Below are 14,788 nucleotides of genomic sequence, written 5' to 3' on the forward strand. Positions count from 1 at the left end.
GTCTGTATTAACCGTTAAAACGTCCGAATAATACGGTCGTATTATGTCCACCAAAACCAAAAACATTGCTCCCCGCAACCTTCACAGGGCGTTCTTGTGGTGTATTAAACGTATAATTCAAATCACATTCAGGATCGGCTTCCACAAAATTAATGGTTGGCGGAATTGTTTCGTTCTGAATGGACATAATGGCTGCAATGGCTTCCACAGCGCCCGCAGCCCCCAAAAGATGCCCCGTCATAGACTTAGTGGAAGATACATTCATCTTATAGGCATGATCGCCAAAAACTTGCTTAATGGCTTTTGTCTCGGCCACATCTCCCAGAGGAGTAGAAGTGCCGTGCATGTTAAGGTAATCTACCTGATCCAAATTTAAGCCAGCGTCCTTGAGTGCCATCCTCATAGACAATGCCGCCCCCCGCCCGTTGGGGTCAGGTGCAGTCATGTGATAGGCATCTGCACTCATGCCAATCCCTAAAATCTCGGCATAAATCGGGGCTTCCCGTGCGATGGCATGTTCCAATTCTTCCAAAATCAGAATGCCAGCCCCTTCTCCTAATACAAATCCATCGCGACGTTTATCAAATGGACGGCTCGCCGTAGCCGCCTCTGCATTGTTGGTTGACAGGGCTTTGGCCGCATTAAAACCACCAACCCCTGTACGGGTTACCGCCGCTTCTGCACCCCCTGTCACCATGATGTCTGCCATTCCCCGCTGAATCGCATTCATCGCATCCATGATATTATGGTTCGCCGTTGAACAAGCCGAAACCGCCGCATAGTTGGGACCTCTAAAACCAAAACGAATTGAAATGAGACCCGCACAAATATCGGCGATCATCATCGGGATAAAAAAAGGCGAAATGCGACGGGGGCCGTCTTTTTCAAGTGTTATCACTTGGTCTTCAAACGTTTGTAAACCACCGATACCACTGCCCACAATAACCCCAATGCGGTCTTTTTCTTCTTCGCTTAAGTGTGCAGGATTAATCCTTGCATCTTCCAAGGCCATCACCGTTGCACTAATGCCGTATTGCGCATATTTATCCAAGCGGCGAGCGTCTTTACGGTCCAGGTATTGAGTAGGATCAAAGCCTTTTAGCTCACACGCAAACTTGGTTTCAAAGGAGGTCGTATCAAAATAGGTGATAGGAGCAGCCCCACTTTTTCCCTGCATCATACCTTCCCAAAATTGTTCCACAGAAAGCCCAATCGGGGTTAAAGCGCCCATTCCTGTCACCACAACTCTTCGCGTTGCCATAAATAATTCGGTTTGGAGTTAAACGGAGATCTACACCAAGGTCACGTTGGGGAACAACCCCGATTTTGGTTTTCACCTTTGCGACTCACGGTCTTTAGGCCAAATTACGGTTTAGCCTAAACAGAATCAAATTCTTATGTGGAAATGCAAGTGTTTTATGCGGTAATTCCAAAAAAGCAAAGCGGATACAACCCATGTTACATCCGCCAATGCTGAATGAACGTCCTTTTCAGGCCTCACCTCCGGGAAACTGGAAATGAATTTCACCATCAAATTGGTGACCTTCAGAAATCGGACCATATGCAGATTCATATTTTTCGATATTCTCCTCAACCGCACTTAAAAATCGTTTGGCATGTTGAGGCGTCATTATGATCCGACTTTTCACTTTCGCCTTAGATACACCCGGCATCATCCGAATAAAATCGAGAATAAACTCTTCGGGCGAGTGGGCAATCATTACAAGATTGGAATAAATGCCTTCAGCGGTTTGTTCATCCAATTCGATATTCAAGCCTTCGTCATGGTTTTGTTGTTCTTGCATTTGGTTTGTATAAAAAGTGTGTTCAAAAAATTCAGCCCACCAAGTAGGTTTGTTTGGAAAACACCCACAGGAGATCGCTTCTGGTTAATATATCAAATCCGTATGCAATTTCCCTACCTACCAGAACTGCTTCGACGTCTTTTTCCAGAATTCCAGAAAGTTGTTCCAATCTGGCTCCACGAGCAATAATCAAGTAAGGACACCCCTTCTCCTACTTATACCTGCCCAAGTCACTTAAAAACAAATAGATAAATTATCTTATTTGGAAAAAAAATTTAATGGCGCACTGTTGTTTGGCGTTTGTTTTTGTTGGTCTTCGGGTGGTTCATTTGTAGAAACTGATGATCTTTGAACAAAGAAATACTCATTTTTTATCGTCTGTGATAGACGTCCTCAAATGGAATTCTCATACGATCCCCCCAAACGCCTCCTTCGGCTCGGATGCCACAAGAGATGATCATATTCACTTCAGCGCCGAATGGCAGTTTTAGTATTTTTTTGACTTTCTTGCTATCAAAGCCTTCCATCGGGCAGGTATCAAAACCTTCACTGGCCATAGCAAGCATAAATGTTTGTGCAGCAAGGCCACATGTTTTATGTACCACCACCCTCATATCACTTTCAGAAACCTGATAAAAAATAGGGCGAAAAATACCAATTAAATGAACCACAATTTTTCTTAACAATCCTACAACACCAAAACCCCTCGTATATAGAAAAGGGATTATTTTTCCATAATATAGATTCCAATGTTTAATCCTTTTCTCTTGTTTTTCCTTTGGACTATTCTTGAGCACATTTTGCGTTTCCAATCCAATCATCTTCTTCCTACGGCTTTGAAATAAATCTTGTCTAGTAACAAAAACAACCATTTGCGAAGCTGTACTTGCGGCAGTTTGGTCCAAACACGCATGAGAAAGTTTTTTAAGAATTTCTTTTTCGGTAATATGAAAAAACTCCCAGAGTTGCATATTCGAACTATTAGGGGCCAAGACAGCCAACTCTAAACACTTTTTCACCCTTTCAGGATCTAATGGAACTGACTGATAAAGCCTCACTGAGCGACGATAATGGACAATTTCTGCAAAAGTCATTTTATGCGTAGTCGTATAAATTTTTTAAAAAAAGAACAAATTGACCTTATTCAATGGATCAATTATCAAGAATAAAGGAAAATTTTTATCCTCGGAACAAGTTTTTTAAGATAAACCAAATATTTTCTTTACGCTCTCGAAGGCGACGAGAATAATAGGGCAACCACTCGGTTCCATAGGGTACATAAACCCGCATATTATACACTTTGCCAATTTGTTCCTGTGTTTCTGGTCGAATACCATACAACATTTGAAACTCAAAACGATCCTTCCCAATATTATGTTCAGCCACATATTTTTTGGTTTCATTAATCAGGTAGTCATCGTGCGTAGCAATACCCGGATACCGCGCTTCATTGATTAATTGCGCCATATAGGCCAAATATCGTTCGCGGATATTGGGCATGTCTTGGTAAGCTATCTGAGCAGGTTCTCGATAGGCTCCTTTGCATAAACGTACACGGGCTTTCAAGTCACACATCCTGGCCACATCTTCTTGTGTTCGGTGCAAATACGCCTGCAATACCACGCCCACATGATCGGGGTATTCGGGATATACTTTCTCAAATAGGTCTAAGGTAGATTGTGTAATGTCTGATCCTTCCATGTCTAATCGCACAAAAATATTTTGTTCCTTTGCAACAGTTAGCATCTTATGCAAATTATCTAAGCAAAATTCTCGATCTATTTTTTGCCCAATCATGGATAATTTCATCGAGATATTACAATGCAGCCCAGGCGTTTGACCAATTTGCTGCAAGAGTTGTAGATAGACATCCGTAAAACGGGCAGCAACCTTACGGTCACTTACGTATTCACCGAGTAAGTCCAGGGTAACGTGTAAGCCTTTTTGGTTTAATGAACGGACCTGCGGAAGTGCCGCATCCAAGGTTTCGCCAGCCACAAACCGAGAAGCGAGGAAAAAAGGAAGTTTCATAGGTCTAAAATTTGTTATCGGGGTATGCTTGCGTGAAGTTAGGATATTTTGGCATCAAGCACCCAAAATTCCACGAATCGTTCCCCATTTTTTGTCTTTTCGGTGCATTGGTCGTTAAAAAGCGTCATAAAGACGGGGTTGATGGTTGGGGGCGGATCCTTCTGGCAAAGACAAATTGTTCTTTTTGTCGTTCCGAAAACAAGGCAGTACCTGAGATAAGGCTATTCTTTCTTACAAATCCAGAAGCATGGATAAACATCCCGTCCCCTTGGTACAAGGCCACATGGGTAATACGCCCTTGCGGATTATTGCTAAAGAAAAGCCAATCACCCCGTTCTATCATTCCGATTTCCGGCGGAATCGCTGCCCCAAACCGTGCTTGCATGTAAGAATCTCGCGGTAAAGGCAAGCCACCGAGCAAGGCCGCCGTATGGGTTAGTCCAGAGCAATCTACCCCATAAACACTTCTTCCTCCCCATAAATAAGGCACATCCAAAAGTTTTTCGGCGTGCTGCATCACACTTTCCACAAAGTTCGTGGGGTTGGGAGCCGGTTTGATCTCTTGATACGGCATAAACCGTCGGCCATCTGGCAAAAACCAATCATTTCCCTCTTGTACCAAGACGCCTGCCATCGGAATTCGTACCTCGCGTCCCTCAGCGACCCCATCTACAAATCGGTTTTGGATGCGGTTCTTGGGTACGATAGGCCATTTTTCAGGTGCTGGCACGACCATGAACGCACTTATAAAACCTTTATAACGATCGGTATGGGTTTCCACTTCCAGCCACATGGGGTCGGGGGCGGCCAAGACGCGGGCCGTTTCACCCAACAGCATTTGGTTGACCATCTCCGCGTGATCCCCTCCGAACTGACGAATCGGGACAAAAGCGGTTCTGGCAACTACAATTTGGTTGACACAAAACATACTGCCTCCCTTTAATACTGCAACACTTCGTTGATGGCCTTGCGAAGACGTGCTTTGGCAGCATATACTTCTTGTTCAATTTGGGTGGAGAATGCAATCGGAAAATCTGCACCCGTTACCCGTTTTGGCGGGGCATCTAAGTGAGCAAAAGCAGCCTCGACGACGGCAGACGTCACTTCTGCCCCAAACCCACCAGACCCTTGTGCCTCGTGCAGAACCAACAAGCGATTGGTTTTTTGAATGGAATGCAAAACCGTTTCACGATCCCAAGGAACAAGCGTCCTGAGGTCTATAATTTCTAATTTCACTCCTCGGTTTTGCCAATAATCCCACTCCTCCATGGCCCATCGCACCCCTAATCCCCAAGTAACAAGGGTAAGGGCATCTCCTGATTGCACCACCCGTGCTTTGCCAATTGGTGTATAATGATCGCCTTCTGGGAGTCTTCCTTTTTGGTTTCGATACAAAAATTTATGCTCAAAAACCAATACCGGATTGGGTTCTTCAATGGCTGCCATCAACAAGCCTTTTGCATCTGCGGGGGTTGACGGCACCACCACTTTTAGGCCAGGAACATGACAAAACCACGCTTCGGGTGATTGGCTATGAAATGGACCAGCACCGATATATCCGCCAAACGGGGCACGGATGGTCACATTTACAGGTGCCCCCCAGCGATAATGGGTGGTTGCGAGGTTATTTACAATTTGATTAAAACCGCACGTAATGAAATCCGCATACTGTATCTCTACTACTGGCTTAAAGCCTTCTAGAGCCAATCCCAAAGCCGCGCCCACCACACCGCTCTCCATAATCGGCGTATTACGGACCCTTTCCGCCCCAAAAGTCTCCATAAACCCATCAGTCACTTTAAAAACACCACCATACGCCGCGATGTCTTGCCCCATCAAAAGTACTTTTTCATCCTTTTGCATGGCCAGGCGCAGCGCATCGGTTACCCCATCAATAAAACGTTTTTCAAGTGCATCTGGCATCAAAACGGGTTCATATCGGACGGGTGCAGGAGCATACACATCTGCCAACTCGTTCTCTAAGGTGCTTATGACCTCTGGTTGACTAAAAGCAAATTGAACAGCCGACTCAATTTCGGTAGTCACTTCTTCCTCAATTGCTTCGAGGTCGTTTTCTGAAACCCCTTTAATGCCCAGAATCCATGTTTTGAAGCGCTGAATGGGGTCTTTAACCGTCCATTCTTCAAAGAGATGGGGCGGTACATATTTTACCCCAGAAGCTTCTTCATGCCCCCGCATCCGAAACGTTTTCATTTCTAAGAGGGCTGGCCCATTGCCCTCGCGTGCTTCTTTTGCTGCTTTCTGGACGGCATTGATGACGGCCAAGAGATCATTTCCATCCACCGAAAAGCCCGGCATTCCATAGCCAACGGCAGCATCAGCCAGATTTTCCACTGGAATGACGTCTTTGGTGGGGGTAGAAAGGCCGTAGCCATTGTTTTCGATCACAAAAATAACCGGCAATTTCCAAGCAGCGGCCAAACTTAGGGCTTCATGAAAATCGCCTTCACGAGTGGCCCCTTCCCCGATAAAGGCCAGAGCTACCTTGCGTGATTTCTCCAATTGGGCGGCCAAGCCAAAACCACAGGCAACGGGCAACATTGCGGCCAGGTGCGAGATCATGCCCACTACCCGATCATCCAGTTTACCAAAATGAAAGGTTCGGTCGCGTCCTTTCGTAAAACCACCTTCCTTGCCCATCAACTGACAAAACAAGGGTTTGAGTGGAATGCCTCGTGTCGTGAAAACGCCTAAGTTTCGATGCATGGGGAGAATCACATCCTCTGACGCCAAGGCAATGGCACACCCGACCGCAATGGCTTCCTGACCGTATCCACTAAACCACTTGGCTAAACGGCCCTGACGGATTAGGCGGAGCATTTTTTCTTCGATGAGGCGTGGGGTCACCAACTGCCGATACAGCATAAGTGCCGAGGTTTTGCGAATGTCTTTCGGCAGGTGTTTATAAGGGTCTCTTATCATAGATTATAGGGGACAGACAAATAAGCCGAAAGATACCAAAAGCCCTTCCGGTTGTGTTGCAGAGAAGATGAAGAGCAAATGTGCTATCGTAGAAGGACTATTTTTTGAACCTCAGAAAACGTCTCACCTGCTATCCGGCAAAAATACACCCCATTTGGCATATGGCTCCCATCTAATGCAAGGGTTCGCCATTCACCAGCGGCCAGTATGCCCTCAAACACCTCGCCTACACTACGACCAAGAAGGTCGTGAAGGGCTATCCTGACATTTTGCGGTTTCGCCACCCGAAGTCGCAACGTAGCCGTGCCCGCAAACGGATTGGGCCAAATCCCTTCTACTTCGTGGGTGATGGGCAAAGCAGGCTTTTCAGATTCTACAGGCGCACTAAACAGAACCATAAATCGCTTTTTTGTACACTGCTGATCTCCTTGGCCGGAAGTCATGCAAACTTCCGAATCGAGGGACGATTGGTCTGCAATCAAGACATCATCCACATACCAGCCCGTTCCATTGGTTACGGCATCACTGGCAAAACGGAAGCGTACCAAAACCGATTGATTGACAAATGCACTTAGATCTGCAATACTATTGATGTACTTTTGGGAAGAGCCTGTAAACGCTTTACGTGCAGTCAATGGCGTTGAAAAGGTAGAGGAAATTCTTCCGTTATACGCATTCATGATCCATTTTGTATCTAAATCCTGCCAAGTACTTCCAGCATCTGTTGAGATTTCTACCACGCCCCCATCACTAAAGAATTCCGTGTTATAGAAATGCCAAAAGCTCAGTACTGGCGTTCCGGCTTGTAAGGATACGGCTTTTACAAGCGTTAAGGTGAGGTCTGAAGGCAGTCCTTGGTTTTGTACAAACGCACTCGTTTTCCCCTGATGGGGCTGGATCATGCTGGAAGTCCAGGTGAAATTTTGGGCGTCTTTTGGGGCTACCCACTGGCTTAAGCCCTGCTCAAAATCGTCACCAAAGTATTTGTTACCTGTTAGACGAGACAGTTTAACAACAAAAGTACATGTTTTAAACCCAAAAGCAGGTAGATCCCCAATAGAAAAGACCAAACTGTCATTGTTAAAATTTGCTGGACACGTTGCGCTGTTTGATTGATAGACCATCCCAGCAGGCAATTGTGCCGTTACGGATACATTGGTTTTGTCGAGGGCACTGTTGTTATTGATTTCCACCCGGAGTGTGGCATCCGACTCCACGGTTAGATGGGATAGATCGGATTCAAGGCCAATGCTCAACCCTTTGGCAGGCAAGGTATAGCCTCGTGATGCAATGATCTGATACACCTGTTCCATTTGCCCTGCGGGCACCCTTAGCTGACGAAGCGTTTGGTAAAATGCGTTAAAATAGTCATTTTGATTGGACTCCGCATTGGTCATACCGACCGCTGAAAGGGCCGCCTGATCGGTCATTGTTCTGCCCAATACAGGCCATATCTCCATCAGAGTGGATGCCACAATTTGCCCGTTGCGCTCGCGAAGCGATCCGCCCGACGTTACAATTCCATCCGGAAATTTGTTGGGGTATTGGGTGGTGCGGCCTCCCCAGAACGGATTGTGTCCATCCCACCGGAAAACGTAATGATAGGGCGCATCGGTAAGTCCCCACTGCTGAACCGTCCAGAGATAAGATTGTGCCCAATAATCTGCAAAACCTTCGGCAAGCCCATCGTTTGTGGCATTAGAGATGCTGCCCAAGGTCATTCGATCGTGCAAGGCGTGTGCGGCTTCATGCCAAATTACACCCGCATCCTCGGCATCATCAACCCCGCCTTCACCAAAAACAAGGTATCCGGTTGTGGGGTCGTACTGTGAATTATCGGCACCATTGAGGGCGCTGGGATCGAACCATTGTGTTGTTGTATTTCCGGCATGTCTGTTTGGAATGGAAAAACCTAGGGTTTCTGCCACATAACGCAGGTTTAGGTCTATGTGATAATACGCATTGACGGCTTCGAACAAATCATTTGAACGGGAGGTTGAAAAATCATGGCTATTTTGTTCAAACAAACCCTTAAAAGGAGCGCCCGTATCAGCAATCCATGCATATTTACCCCTTAAAAAAAACTGTCCATTTTCATGAGAAAGGTCTTTTAAGGCCACTTCTTTCAGTTGTGCAGTTAATTCCGGAGAATCGGCATCGTTGTTATCCAACAAACCCATAGCACCATATTCCTTCTTCGCCGAGGTTAATGGATCAGGATCAAAAACCTTACCAATACCTTGACCAGTAGTGTAGGTCTGGCCTATAAAAAGAAGGGGAGAATGTAGCGGTTCAAAGGGAGGAAGTGATTTTGTTTTACTTAGATGTGTTTCTAAACTTGGTTCATGCGAATGTTTACATCTCACGGCAAGTGATTCTTTGCGAATTACACTTCCGGAATGTGCATCTAACCAAACGGCCCAATAATGTTGATGTTCGGGGTGATACACCTCTATCCGACGTGCTTCCACCCATTCTCCGGCTTCATTTTGCGTCCAAACGGATTCGGACCGATCTGGAAAGCCCGGTATTTCCTCCGTTTCCTCGCGTAAGATCGCTTTTCGGACCAATGCTTCTTCCCGAAACAGTTTTTTGGTGGGCCTTGTTCCGGTATTTTCCATACCCTGTATTGGATGAAAGGATGAGGTGACAAAAATCACCTCTCCGCTTTGACCAATCGTAACAGCCACTTCATTTCTTTCAACGGGCAATCCTTGAAATACTTGCTGAAAACGCACCACCTTTCCAAAAGGTAAATCCGTTTTACCAACGAGTCGAAGGACATTTTCTGGCAAGGTGGTCACCCCAAACAAGCGCAAAGCATGATGCCTCAGGTATTCGCGGGCCTGCGTTTCTGGAAATGCCGACTGTGCCCTAAAGTGTTCACGATAAATGGCGCGTGGAAGACCTGTGTTGACGTCATACCGTCCACTTCCACTAATGTCTATGCCATCTTGTGCCCAAAGTACTGTTGCGAGGGATAAAAAGATTGTACTAAGGAAAGCAATTTTACTCATTCTTAACTATATCAGTTTTTTTATTTAGTAATAATACCCAAAAAGGATCATCATCTCGTCATCGGCGGTCAGGCCAAAAGAAACAGCTCGGTTGGTATTATTGTTGTAGGTGGCTTCCAGCCTTAGTTTGGTGCCCGCTTCTAAGACCAAAGGGTCATTGAATGTCAAGATGGGCGGATGCTCCCAATCGTCGGCATAATAAATCATCTTTCCATTATTGACCCCACCTTCCACAAAAACCTTAAACTCCGACATCAGTTGGTGCGCATGACTAAACAGCATCGCAATACGGGTTTGTTTATTAAAAGTAAAACTTTTCTGTAAGGTTGTTTTTTGATTCGGTGGCAAGAAAATATTGGTATTGTTTAAGTCCAAAATCCCTGCTTCGTATTTTACTTGTGATTTATCCACCGTATGCAAGTTGGCATAGACTTCACCGACAATTTTTTCCTTAGATCGGTTTACATAATGGGAATTAAGATCGAAACCACTGTTTGCTGGCATTTTTAAAGCGACCCCTTCTGGAAAAGTATAATTGAGTCTCGGCCATTGGGTCCCCCAAAAAAAGGTATGGTATTGCATCGCGATGGCATTTTGCATTAAGAACCCACCATTTGCATCCCAAATATCCCGAACCAATCCTTCTTTGGGCATCACAGAAGAGGGCGTATTCGCCCTGAAATTATAAATCAAGAAGTGATGGCTCCCTGAACGCATCTCGATTTCCATTCTTTTTACATATACATCGGTCGGATTTCCTACCTGTTGATACACAAAAAACTCGCGATTAAAATTAGGGGCAACCTCAAAAGGCCCCAACTTTAGCTGATAGCCTTGTTCGGGCTTCTCTAAAGGCCGGAAAGCAGGCCGCTCGTACCTACGGGTGTCTTCCAAAACCTTTAAATCCACCACTTTACCCTCTTTGGGTGCGCCAGCCACAATCCATTGCCGGATAAGTTCCAGTTCGCCATTGGTCAGCGGATCTCCTCCGAGAGGCATCAAACTGCCATAATTGGGGTGGTCGTTATAAAAGTGATCTTCGTCAGGATAGTTAATTTTTTCCCAAAAGAAACTTTTATACACACTTGGTAAGCCCTGTGTACCCACCATTTCCAATCCATCTTTTTGGGCAGCAGCATTTTTCACCTGTTGACTTACCGTTTCCGCATACCCCACGTCTTCGGTTAGGACCAAGCCCGATTGTTCTGCAAAACTGGACCCGGCAACGTGGCAATTGGCACATTTAGGCGTTAAAATACGGGTTTGGATAGACCGCCAACTGGAGGAATCATCAAATTCATTGTCACTTTTTTGGTCACAACCAATCATTACAAATGTAAGCAGCCAAAAAAAGTGAATATTTTTTTTCATCATATTGTTATCTTCATTACGCTTATACCGTTTGTTGTGTGACATCAATCAATGTATATCAAAGAAGATGTAACATCTTAACGCGGATAATGTGTTTAGATCAGTTAAGTTCTTAAAATAGGCAACAAATGAATCGGTTATACACCCTTGCTTTTCTTTTGATTCCCCTAATGGTGATTATCTGGTTTTGGGTATTCAAATCTACACCCAATAGCGGACACCCAGATTGGCCCAGCCGACGTGAATTGCTCCGCCGCGAACGTGGTGGCCCTAAGCCGGTTTTGGTATATGGCACCGGGAATCAGGCCGTTGCAAGCCGTTATAAACAAATGGTGGAAGCAATTGATGCGGAAACCCCTTGGTTTGATTTTGAGATCAAGGCCGACACCGAAGTAAATTGGGACACCTTAACCAATCGTAGGGTGTATCTTGTCGGTACTCCAAACGCCAACAGATTGCTACAAAAAGTTTTACCACATACCCCATTCAAATTTGAAACGGGCCAATTTTTTATCCATGACGATGTGTTCCCACATGCCGAAGACCGCTTGCATTTTTTATACCCTAACCCATCTAATCCGAAAATTCCAGTTTATGTCATTACAGGGAACACCGACGAGGCTATCCTTCAGGGAAAAACGATCGAAGTCCGTGGAGACTTTCAGGTTTTTCATCACGATAAAGCCTCCCTCTTCGGTATGTTCTCCCAAACTCCCGCAACCCGCTGGGCGTTAGACCCTGCACTGATACGGCATCTATATTTTGAAGAAAAACCCACCTTCGAAACCGCACATTATCAATTTTTTGGGGCACAAGACCAACGAGGCCCGGAGTCGTTTATAACCCTATCGCAAGAACGTGAAGCCGCTTATCAACACATCGAGGCGTTTACGGGTGCTATAAAACCCCATCCCAAATTCCGGTATTACCTCTACAAAACGTTTGAAGACAAGGGACTGGCCACCAGCGAGGTAAATTGTACTACGCATGGCTTTGTACGCCCCGAACGGATGAGCCGGGCGTACAAAGAAGATGATGACATTTCTTTTGAGGTTTATTCAGTATTGGATGATTTTTTGATTTGTAATAACGGATTAATAGATGGTCGACAACTCATTCGGCATCAATTGGGCCAACCCAAAACGTTGGCGCTGGAGTTGGGGTTGGCTATGTACTTCTCTAAAAACTGGCACCGACATGGGTATGCCTATTGGTCTGCCCGCCTCGCACAATCCGGCTACCTGCCAACGATTTCAGAACTGGTTAATAATGAAGTATTGCTTACCGACTCGGACTTAATTTACCCGCCCGCAGCTGGTGCATTGGTGGCTTTCCTTGTGGAAGAATGGGGGCGCGAGGCTTTTCTGTCTCGGTATGCAAATTGGTTACCCACGCCGGCAGAAGAACGGGTCTTATCCCCCAAATTCTTGGCCTTTGTCCAGCGACAAAATCCAAAATTTGAACAGATTACCCAAACCATCAAGTCTCAGTACGAACAACCACGCCCTTTTTTACAAGGTTTTAATTTTGGCCACGAAGGGTATGGCATCTATAATGGCTATATCTCGCGCCAAGCCACCGAGTCCATCTCCGCATTACATCAGATTGGTTCAAATTCCATTGCCGTCATCCCCTACTCCTTCATGAGGGACCCTAAAAAGCCTACTCCCTTCCGGTTTTCACGCAGTGCAGACGAGGAAAACGACGAGGCGGTGATTACCGTAGCCAGCCATGCCCGTGAAATAGGCATGTCGGTCTTATTGAAACCACAAGTTTGGATTCCGCGATCCTGGCCAGGCGAGGTTGAAATGCAGTCGGAGGCTGATTGGAATGCTTTTTTTGAACACTATGAGCATTGGATTCGTCACTATGCCTTACTGGCCGAGATGTACCAAATCCCAATTTTGTGCGTGGCCACCGAATTTGGCAAGGCAACCAAGGGCCACGAACACCGCTGGATTGCCCTCTTTCGGCGGCTAAGAAGCCTTTATTCCGGGAAAATGACGGTGGCCGCAAATTGGGATGGCGGCTTTGATCATAAATCTTTCTGGGATGAATTAGATTTTATTGGGATTAATAATTACAAAACCTTAGCCCAAAAAGCTGACGCCAGCGATGCCGAACTATTGGCCGGTGCAAGAGCAGAGAATTCGTTTTTCCAAAGTATATCCGAACGGTTCGGAAAGAAAATTGTGTTTACAGAGGTCGGTTTTACGGCCACCGATACCCCCTGGATTCGTCCTTGGGAATATGCCGACGGCAAGAAGGTGAATCTGGAACACCAGCGCCGAAGTTATCAGGCACTACTTACCGCACTGCACAACCAATCTTGGCTGGGTGGGTATTTTTGGTGGAAATGGCCATCCTTTTTGGACTATGGTGGGCCAAATGACCCTGATTTTACCCCAAATGGCAAACCTGCCGAACAGGTGGTCAAGGAATGGTTTGGAAAAAGAGCAAACTGAGGAATTGAGTTTTTCAGCATCATAGATCATGAAAAAAACAGCCATATTTAAAATATACAATGGCTTAAGTGGGTTAAGTAAATTATTGTATATAGAGCGTACTGCTTTCGCAAGCGTTGCCACCTAATTTTACTCAAAGCTGAAGGACGTTATTCAGAAGATGTTGCTGCTATCTTAGGCATGTCTTATGTTGGTGTCAATACTTGGGTAAAACGGTTCTGAGGTGGTCTGATTTAGCCAGACACAGATCTAACTTAATTTTGCGTCATGAAGACCCAACAACGTAAAGTAATAAGTCAGTTTACGCTTGCCTTCCATTCCATCAGAGCCGCCCTGTTCAACAAATTGGGCTATAACAACGTTTTTAATACTTTTGTCATGTACTTAGATTTTTTTTGTAAAATTGAGGTTAAAGCACTAATTTATTTGAAGGTGCATCTACTTACTGTGGCACTAAAATCAACCCAGGTACCTTGGATACCAAAGGTCTCTAAGATACAAATACAACCACAGAAGAGAGGGGGTATCCGCCCACCATACACCACTCCCTTTCTTTACCTTAATTCCAAAACCACAATCCAAAGCGCAAATGAGTTTTTTTGACAAAGCCAAGAAATTTCTTGGCATGAACACCATCGAGTTGTCGCTGGAAGCACAACCTACTTTTTTGGTGACAGACCGGACTGTTACAGGAATCATTAAAATGAAGGGAGTTTCGGATCAAGTCATTAAATCTGTTATCCTTGAGTTTTACCGTGAGTCGGATTACACCCATCGTGATAGTGAAGGCTATGAAAGCTCACGAACGAAGAAGACACCCATGGGGAAAATACAGGTAAACGCACCGTCTTCTATTAGTAAGGACGAAGAAATTCAGTTGCCATTTGAAGTGCCCTTCTTTTACGAAAAAACCTTCAGCGAGCGGATGAAGGAAAAAGACGGAATGGTAGGAAGGATGTTTAAACATGCAGAAGACAGTTTTACCCGTGATGAATTTCTGCTTACGGTAAAAATTGATCTGGCGAATGTAGCCTTGGATCCTAGTCAAACGGTTAAAATCATGAGGGTATAATGATTCCTATGTCTTGACCCCTGATAAGCATCCCCCCCTTTCTTATACACCAAGCCCCTTGTGGGCTTTTCCTATTGTAAAACC

General features: G+C 45.3%; 10 protein-coding genes. 2 read left to right on the top strand and 8 right to left on the bottom strand.

The genetic code is table 11. The features are described 5' to 3' along the window. Positions 1-7: 7 nt before the first annotated feature. From fabF to JNN12_04660, 8 genes are all read right to left on the bottom strand, one after another. Positions 8-1,261, bottom strand: coding sequence for a beta-ketoacyl-ACP synthase II (fabF, locus tag JNN12_04625; GenBank protein MBL7977604.1), 1,254 nt, complete (start codon positions 1,259-1,261; stop codon positions 8-10). 229 nt (positions 1,262-1,490) lie between these two features. Then, positions 1,491-1,805 (bottom strand): DUF3467 domain-containing protein, encoded by a 315-nt coding sequence (locus tag JNN12_04630; GenBank protein ID MBL7977605.1) that lies wholly within the window; start codon positions 1,803-1,805, stop codon positions 1,491-1,493. A 371-nt stretch (positions 1,806-2,176) separates the two neighbouring features. Then, the gene (locus tag JNN12_04635) at positions 2,177-2,899 is read right to left on the bottom strand and encodes a nitroreductase family protein (GenBank protein MBL7977606.1); all 723 of its coding nucleotides are present in this window, start codon (positions 2,897-2,899) and stop codon (positions 2,177-2,179) included. An 85-nt stretch (positions 2,900-2,984) separates the two neighbouring features. Beyond that, the gene (locus JNN12_04640) at positions 2,985-3,836 is read right to left on the bottom strand and encodes a proline dehydrogenase family protein (protein ID MBL7977607.1); all 852 of its coding nucleotides are present in this window, start codon (positions 3,834-3,836) and stop codon (positions 2,985-2,987) included. A 124-nt stretch (positions 3,837-3,960) separates the two neighbouring features. Beyond that, complete coding sequence (locus tag JNN12_04645) at positions 3,961-4,764, bottom strand: C40 family peptidase (protein MBL7977608.1); 804 nt, start codon at positions 4,762-4,764, stop codon at positions 3,961-3,963. An 11-nt stretch (positions 4,765-4,775) separates the two neighbouring features. Then, entirely contained in the window at positions 4,776-6,779 is a 2,004-nt protein-coding gene (locus JNN12_04650) for a dehydrogenase E1 component subunit alpha/beta (GenBank protein MBL7977609.1), read from the bottom strand. Positions 6,780-6,862: 83 nt separating this feature from the next. After that, positions 6,863-9,796, bottom strand: a complete 2,934-nt coding sequence (locus JNN12_04655; GenBank protein ID MBL7977610.1) for an immune inhibitor A — start codon at positions 9,794-9,796, stop codon at positions 6,863-6,865. A gap of 24 nt (positions 9,797-9,820) precedes the next feature. Further along, complete coding sequence (locus tag JNN12_04660) at positions 9,821-11,170, bottom strand: hypothetical protein (protein ID MBL7977611.1); 1,350 nt, start codon at positions 11,168-11,170, stop codon at positions 9,821-9,823. 125 nt (positions 11,171-11,295) lie between these two features. Between JNN12_04660 and JNN12_04665 the strand changes: the two genes are divergently transcribed. Both JNN12_04665 and JNN12_04670 read left to right on the top strand, forming a co-directional pair. Next, positions 11,296-13,632: a hypothetical protein gene (locus JNN12_04665; GenBank protein MBL7977612.1), complete on the top strand. Its 2,337-nt coding sequence runs from the start codon at positions 11,296-11,298 to the stop codon at positions 13,630-13,632. 589 nt (positions 13,633-14,221) lie between these two features. After that, positions 14,222-14,704, top strand: a complete 483-nt coding sequence (locus tag JNN12_04670; GenBank protein MBL7977613.1) for a sporulation protein — start codon at positions 14,222-14,224, stop codon at positions 14,702-14,704. The last annotated feature ends 84 nt before the right edge of the window (positions 14,705-14,788 follow it).

The organism is Bacteroidetes Order II. bacterium (assembly GCA_016788705.1).
GTDB lineage: Bacteria > Bacteroidota > Rhodothermia > Rhodothermales > UBA2364 > UBA2364.

Excerpts from the sequence above, each read along its gene's own strand:
- JNN12_04665 (MBL7977612.1), top strand. The coding sequence starts at position 11,296 with ATGAATCGGTTATACACCCTTGCTTTTCTTTTGATTCCCCTAATGGTG.
- JNN12_04650 (MBL7977609.1), bottom strand. The coding sequence starts at position 6,779 with ATGATAAGAGACCCTTATAAACACCTGCCGAAAGACATTCGCAAAACC.
- JNN12_04635 (MBL7977606.1), bottom strand. The coding sequence starts at position 2,899 with ATGACTTTTGCAGAAATTGTCCATTATCGTCGCTCAGTGAGGCTTTAT.
- JNN12_04670 (MBL7977613.1), top strand. The coding sequence starts at position 14,222 with ATGAGTTTTTTTGACAAAGCCAAGAAATTTCTTGGCATGAACACCATC.
- JNN12_04645 (MBL7977608.1), bottom strand. The coding sequence starts at position 4,764 with ATGTTTTGTGTCAACCAAATTGTAGTTGCCAGAACCGCTTTTGTCCCG.
- JNN12_04630 (MBL7977605.1), bottom strand. The coding sequence starts at position 1,805 with ATGCAAGAACAACAAAACCATGACGAAGGCTTGAATATCGAATTGGAT.
- JNN12_04655 (MBL7977610.1), bottom strand. The coding sequence starts at position 9,796 with ATGAGTAAAATTGCTTTCCTTAGTACAATCTTTTTATCCCTCGCAACA.
- JNN12_04660 (MBL7977611.1), bottom strand. The coding sequence starts at position 11,170 with ATGATGAAAAAAAATATTCACTTTTTTTGGCTGCTTACATTTGTAATG.
- fabF (MBL7977604.1), bottom strand. The coding sequence starts at position 1,261 with ATGGCAACGCGAAGAGTTGTGGTGACAGGAATGGGCGCTTTAACCCCG.
- JNN12_04640 (MBL7977607.1), bottom strand. The coding sequence starts at position 3,836 with ATGAAACTTCCTTTTTTCCTCGCTTCTCGGTTTGTGGCTGGCGAAACC.